The organism is Neobacillus drentensis, assembly GCF_036965645.1.
Classification (GTDB): domain Bacteria; phylum Bacillota; class Bacilli; order Bacillales; family Cytobacillaceae; genus Neobacillus; species Neobacillus drentensis_D.
Window position 1 is genome coordinate 14,538 of sequence record NZ_JBALPZ010000002.1, and the last position, 6,970, is coordinate 21,507.

Below are 6,970 nucleotides of genomic sequence, written 5' to 3' on the forward strand. Positions count from 1 at the left end.
AGATAACCTGCCGCGACTGCCACAATATCGCACCAGCTACTTACATTACATTGGCAATACCGATTATTACCCACAGCCATCACAGTGCCGTCCAATTTAAGACCGATTGTATGCCAGTCACCCGCCGCGACCGCAGCAATATCATGCCAGCCGCTTACATTGCATTCACCTTCATTATTTCGTCCCACAGCAACCACCTTACCATCCGATTTTAGCCCAATGGTATGACGCCAACCTGCCGCAACAGCAACAATATCGTGCCAGTCTTTTACATTGCATTGGTCATGCTTATTCCAACCCACAGCCGCCACAGTACCGTCCGATTTTAGTCCGATTGTATGAGCATTACCCGTGTTCGTCGCCATATGTACATTTCCAGCCGCAACCGCCACAAAATCGCGCCAGCCTCTTACATCACATTGCCCATATTTATTATCACCCACAGCCGTCACCTTTCCGTCAGATTTAAGACCAACGGTATGTCGGCGACCCGCCGCTATGACATCCTTAGTCCCTCGTTTCACCTTTAATGCCTCTTCTTTCGGTGAAATGTAATCCATGTTTTACCTCCTTGAAACAAAACCTAATTTATTTTTGTATCAATTTTGCATGATATATTAATCTGCCCAGATCGTATTATAAGGTTAGCCAGAATGCTAAATATTTCTGGTTGACCTTATTTATTTTGTTCTTATTATATCAGTAGCCAGAGTAGAACGTAACTGCCCTTGGGGCTTCGCCCCCGTTACCTAAACCGTTCGCCCCCTACTTGTAGAAATATGATTGAGGCTGGTTGGGACTTAGATCTCGTATTACATGCGAAGCTGTGATACTGCATGGAGGAATTTAGGGGTTACTGGCAAATTACTAGTTTAAGAGGAGGACTTAGAGCCGTATAAAAAGCGAGGAGTTCAACTATTAAACCTTAGAAATCTTACAAGACAACATGAGAATATTACTGGGGTATTGATCCAAACGAAGCTGCAATTTTAAGCTATTCTAGACCAAGTCTTTCCTTAGTACAAAGGAGTTTTTGAGGATTTATTTTCTGTGGTGTCTCTATTAACACTTTCAGTGTTCCCTTCTTCCGAGAACAAAAGACGCATAAACCACCATTACTTTAGAAGGATTAATTTTCCTCTTTTATCTCATAAAATACATATTAAGAGGTAAAGCTGCAGATTTTTGCTTCAAATATTGAATACGTTTTGAAGTAAAGGGGAATTCAAAAATGCTTTTTATAGGTAAAAATCAGAAAATTTGATATATAATGGAAATATGTAAGATTAAGGAACGGTGATAGAGTTGGGGGAATTTCTAGAGTTTTTGTATAAGGATTTTAGGTACAAACTTTTTGTTCCGAGTGAATATCTAGCAGAAAAAGAATTTCCGTTGATAGTGATGCTTCACGGATGTGAACAAAATCCGGATGATTTTGCTGCAGGAACAAATATAAATGAGCTTGCTGAAAAAGAAAACTTTCTTGTACTCTATCCTGACATGAATCATCTGTTCAATCCTTTGAATCCGTCTGGGTATAACCCTTTTGGTTGCTGGAACTGGTTTTTAGATAAAAATCAGCACCGTGGAGAGGGACATCCCAAGTTGATTAATGCAATCATTAATCAGGTTAAAAATACGTACCGAGTTGATTCAAGTAAGGTTTACGCAGCAGGCTTATCTGCAGGTGGAGCACTCGCTTGCATTCTTGGAGTTACCTATCCAGATGTATTTAACGGTATCGGAGTGTGTTCGGGACTTCCCTATGATGCTGCTAATGTATTTTTTCTAACCGATCCAATGGCTAAGGCTGCCACAGAAAGCATGCAAAAAGGTGTTTCGGATCCCTATGTATGTGGTAACAAAGCCTTTCAGGAAATGGGAAAGCTCAAGAAGAAAATGCCTGTCATTGTTTTCCATGGTATAAGTGATACGGTTGTACATCCCATTAATGGACAGCAGGTTATCATACAGTGGGCACAAACTAATTTCCTTGTAGAAGGTGGTACTGGAAGAGCTAATGTTACACCTCTACAGGTCAAATCAGACCTTATCAATGGAAAAAGTTGTACTAAACATGAATACGGTGATGGGGGCGGTGGACCTTTAATGGAACTATGGATGATCGATCAATTGGGGCATGCATGGTCTGGCGGGAGCTCAAATGGTTCATATACAGATCCAACAGGACCAAATGCAACAGAAATCATTTGGAATTTTTTCTCCAAACATCATCAGCAGCATGTTGAAAATCTGTACGTACCACCTAAAAAGAACTTTTTTCGTGGTCTTTTTAAGAAGCTTTTTAAGAAATGAGGATAAAACTACTCATCTTATACTCTTGGAACTAAGGTAAAAACTGGGATCATAATATGATTATATTGGAAATTCCTCATAACATAAAGTACTATTAATTTAATATTGTTTTTCAAAAATTTATCATGTTGCTACCAAGTGGCTCGATTGTTGGTAAAAACCCATCATACAGTTTTGTGATATTTAGATCAGAGGAAGAATTAAGAGTAATTTAAAATTATTATTCCCACAAACTATTAAAAGGAGGATATTATGAGCGAGAACATTAAAACTTATGAAGCTGAAGGTATCAAAATATATTGGAAACCCAATATTTGCAAACATGCAGCAGAATGTGTAAATGGATTGCCAAGTGTATTCAATACCCAGAAAAGACCTTGGGTCTCACCACAGAATGCAACAGCTGAAAAAATCATGGAAGTGATTGATCGTTGTCCAAGCAGAGCACTTACTTATGAGCAAAAATAAACAGAACTAAAAAAGTTAGGAGAATGAGGAAATGACTGAAATTAAAATGGGCAAGAATGAATTCTATATTGAGGAGTCTAATGAAATTATTGCAAGAATTCAATTTATCCCAAGCGGAAAAGATGTAAATGGAAGAAATTTAATTATTGTAAACCATACAGTTGTATACGAGGGACATAATGGTCGTGGGTTAGGCAAAGAATTAGTAAACAAGATAGCTGAATATGCAAGAGATGAAAACTTATATATTATTCCTGTATGTCCTTACGCAAAAAGTGTTCTTGAAAGTAAGGAAGAGTATCAAGGTGTACTAGCAAATTGATGCCATATTATTATATATGTGTTGAATCCGCTACACTTAACTGGACAAAAAAATAAGGTCAAGTAGACTAATCACTAAATCAGGGAATACTGCTAATTAGTATAAGAAATCCAAACTAGCAACATAACTAGGAGAGGCGGGTATGCTAGCCTAGCTAGCAAGCCAGATGTCTTTGCCATCTGGTTTCCTGGCTGGCAAAGCATGCCCCTGGAGGCTCCTTGTCAGGTTGCGTTTGTTACCCTCTAAAATCGCAAGTCTATTATATCTTATTCGGTTATGGAGGAACGCCAATATGAAAAGGACCATCTTATAAACTCTTCCGTCTGATGTTCGTCTAATATGGGCTTAGCCATTCGAGCGTGTTGGAAAAAAGACATTCTATGGAACAATTTCAAGGCAGATTTAATTGTTGATGATTTAGCAGAATTACCTTCAATTATTTCAAATCTTCTTTAGTTAGAAAAGACCGTCAAAAAGACGATTTTTTCTTGATTAAACATAATCCGCAAAAGGTTTACTCCTAATACAAAATTGTGAAGGCATGAACTCTCTTGACTTGATCGCCCGGTACTAAAAAAACAGGACAGCAAGGGTCACGCCCCGCCATCCTGTTTCTTTGTTCATTCTAATCCAGCTGCCCCTAAAGCCGGAATCAGCTTTCTATTTTTTCCTTTATCTCTTAATGTTTTGACTGGTCATGAGCCACTGCCACGGCTGTTGACACATTTCTGGCGTTGCCGGCCTTATCGGTGATCGTATACGTAATCGTGTATATGCGTCCCGTTCCGCCGCCTGATCGCTCCGCCCGTAAATCGAACTCGAAGTCCGCCGTACCATATGCGGCATTTTGGATATCCTGTGCCGTATGACCGTCTCCAGTCCCGTCAGGAAGCTCATTGCTCGTGATCGACGTCAGTACGATTGACTGAATGCCGGATAGTTCGTCTTTCCATTCCGGCGTCACTTGAATCGTCACCATTTTATGGTTCGGCGGCCAAAGCGACTCTTGATTCAGCTTGAGCGTCAGCTCCGGCGCCGTTTTATCGATTTTGATTTGAAGTGTCTTCACATCCTCCGTGTTGCCTGCGTTGTCTGTGCTGCGGTACTCGATGGTGTGGACGCCTTCCGTCGACAGCTGGAGCGGTGTCCCATACGGAAGCCACTGGCTGCCGTCTATCCGGTACTCTGTTTTGTCCAAGCCTGACTGCTCATCCGCTGCCGAAAGCTCCACTGTGACATCCTTCGTATACCAGCCGTTCGCCCCGTCCGGTTGGCCCGGCGTCACGCTTGCGGCTGTCACTGGTTTTGTTTTATCCAGCCTCACTGACACAGACTCGCTTTCTTCCGCGTTTCCGGCTCTGTCGATGCTCCGGTATTCCACCGTATGGGTACCATCAGTGTTCACCGCAATCGGAGTTTCGTAGACTTGCCAATCTCCCTCATTCATCCGGTACTGTATCTTGTCAATGCCTGAACCTTGGTCTGTCGCCGAAAGGATGACGCTTGCATCTGTTTTGCGCCAAGTGTTCGGTGATAATGGCGTCACTTCAGCCGTTGTCACCGGCTTAGTTTTGTCGAGCTTCAGGGATACGGACTTTCTTTCCTCTACATTGCCCGCTTTGTCTGTACTGCGGTACTCGATATTGTAAAAGCCGTTATCAGTAATTGCAATCGGTCCGTTATACACCTGCCATGCTCCTTGATTCATACGATATTCTGTCTTCTCCACTCCCGAACCCAGGTCTGCAGCTGTCAGGGTGATACTCGCATCTGTCGTATACCAGCCGTTATTTCCATTCGGTGCAGACGGTGTCACTTGCGCTGTTGTGACAGGTGGCTCCTGATCGGCCGGCTGCTGGTCATTTTGGTATAAATCAGAAATTTCCTGTTGGCTGAGCGGATAGTTGAAGAGTCTGAAATTGTCCATCATCCCGCGGAAATACTCCGTTTTCCCTGGCGGGTCATAGCCGATCAGCAGCTGGCTGTTCGAATTCTGGAACACGCCGGTCCATTGTTTAGTCTCCATCAACTTGTCGTTCACATAATACTTGATGGCCGTGCCGTCCCAAGTCACTGTGAGCAAATACCATTCCTTCATTTTCGTTAATGCTGTTGAGGCCAGATTATGGTCCGTCGCGTCGAATCCATCTGTGAAGCGGACTGCCGGCGAAATGCCATAAGAATCATGCAGCAGCGCATACCCCTCATAATTGGACGTTTCGCCCTTGGAAAGCACTGGCGCCCAGCCGCCAGCCCCCGCATCTTCTTTGTACAGCCACATGGACCACGACAGGGAGGTGGAGAAATCCAAGGAATCCGCATCCTTCACATTGATGCCGCTTTTCCCGTCGAACTTAGCCGCCTTCCCTCTTAGGCCGTCCGCGAACGACATCGTGCCAGTCGGAGTGCCGTTGTTGTTATAGCCGGAATAGTCCTTGAAGTCGCCGTCGAATGTGTAGTAGGCGACAATTTTCTGTTCGCGGTCAGCCCGGATGATAATGTCGCGGCTGTCCGTACCTGTACCGCCGTCATCATCCATCACTGTCAGAACAGCAGTATATTTCTTATCAGGCGCATCCATGGATAAAGCCGGATACGTATGGCTCACGTTGCAAACGTCCGAAGTCGTTCCATCGCCAAAATCCCAGCGGCATGTTTTACCGTCTGCGCCTGGGTCAGTGATAGAAGGCAAGAAATCCACCTTTTGACCGGAGCGGGCCACCTTATCTAAACCCGCATCCACGGTCGGCGCGACGTTCGTCGGTGTGATCGTTTTCATCCCTTGATATTTCTTCCCGTTCTGATCCACGGTTTCAAGCATAACCGTGTATGCTTCATTATCCTTGAAGCTATGCGTAAGCGGCTGATCGTTCGGCACAGCCGCGGAAGAACCGTCGCCGAAATTCCATGTGCGGGATTTCAGCTGTCCGTTATCCGCGCCGATGGAAGTATTATAGAACGTCACCGTTTCGCCCTCTTTCGGATTCTTCGGCGCATATTCAAAGTCCACCGCTTGGATGGTTTGCTGCATCGTATATGTGTCGGTGTTCCCGGCCGCATCAGTCGCCTTCAGCATGACCGGATAAGTGCCTGAATCCGGGAACGTATGGGTCGGGTTCTTCTCCGTGCTGACAGGGCTATTGTCGCCGAAGTTCCATTCCCATAATACAATATCATCTTCCGGATCGGTTGACAGGTTTTCAAAAGTCACCGTTGACACGCTGATTTGCGGCGTTTTCACCCGGAACTGCTGCGTGGAGATAACATCTCCCCCGCCCTGTGCGTTCAGCGGCCGGTACATCACATACTTCGCCAAAACCGGCTTTGGCAGCTTAAACTCCTGCACATTGCCGTTATTGGCGGCCGTTGCCTTCAGCACTGTTGTGAACGCGGCATCATCCAATGTCGTCGAGGAAACCGCCACCTCAAAATCCTTGACCCGTTGATTGTCATACATAGGGCGCGGCTGAACCTGCACACGATCAATCAAATACGTGCCGCTGCCCGCCAAGCTGATTTTGACCCATTGGTTATCTTTCCGGCTCGTCGCCCACGGAAACCCGGACTCATTTCCCAAGGCCAATAACTGCTCCGGTACGTGACGTCCGTCATATGAACTTGATGCAGCCTCGATTTTCGCTCCCTGCAAATTGAAGGAAACAACCTTCCCTAAACCGCCGGCATTGAAGAAGACATTCGGCGCGAAATCATCATCCGATGTGTTCAGATTGCAGTCATCATCCTTGCCGTTTCCGCGTTTTTCCGCCGCACCCGGGTTCACGCCAGGATCCTTAGGACGGCAATCCGCATTGTTTCTCCATCCGTCGCCGTCATCCTCCGGCAGGAGGACAGCTACCGGCCAGC

The 6,970-nt window shown here is 45.2% G+C and carries 5 protein-coding genes and 1 pseudogene; 4 read left to right on the forward strand and 2 right to left on the reverse strand.

Annotation, left to right across the window (positions count from 1 at the left end):
• The coding region (locus tag V7266_RS00180) for an RCC1 domain-containing protein (RefSeq protein WP_420491283.1) at positions 1 to 560 on the reverse strand (560 nt) is incomplete at its 3' end.
• A 316-nt stretch (positions 561 to 876) separates the two neighbouring features.
• On the opposite strand from V7266_RS00180, the pseudogene V7266_RS00185 reads away from it, so the two are divergent.
• The 4 genes and pseudogenes from V7266_RS00185 to V7266_RS00200 form a co-directional block, all read left to right on the forward strand.
• Positions 877 to 1,095: pseudogene (locus tag V7266_RS00185) on the forward strand (IS110 family transposase); the annotation flags it as partial.
• Positions 1,096 to 1,326: 231 nt separating this feature from the next.
• On the forward strand, positions 1,327 to 2,316 hold the full coding sequence (locus tag V7266_RS00190; protein WP_335465100.1) for an extracellular catalytic domain type 1 short-chain-length polyhydroxyalkanoate depolymerase: 990 nt from the start codon (positions 1,327 to 1,329) through the stop codon (positions 2,314 to 2,316).
• A gap of 252 nt (positions 2,317 to 2,568) precedes the next feature.
• Positions 2,569 to 2,784: a (4Fe-4S)-binding protein gene (locus tag V7266_RS00195; protein ID WP_335465101.1), complete on the forward strand. Its 216-nt coding sequence runs from the start codon at positions 2,569 to 2,571 to the stop codon at positions 2,782 to 2,784.
• A gap of 31 nt (positions 2,785 to 2,815) precedes the next feature.
• Positions 2,816 to 3,106, forward strand: a complete 291-nt coding sequence (locus V7266_RS00200; protein WP_166262147.1) for a GNAT family N-acetyltransferase — start codon at positions 2,816 to 2,818, stop codon at positions 3,104 to 3,106.
• 679 nt (positions 3,107 to 3,785) lie between these two features.
• Here V7266_RS00200 and V7266_RS00205 read toward each other — a convergent pair.
• Positions 3,786 to 6,970: OmpL47-type beta-barrel domain-containing protein (locus V7266_RS00205; protein ID WP_335465102.1), on the reverse strand; the 3,185-nt coding region annotated here is incomplete at its 5' end.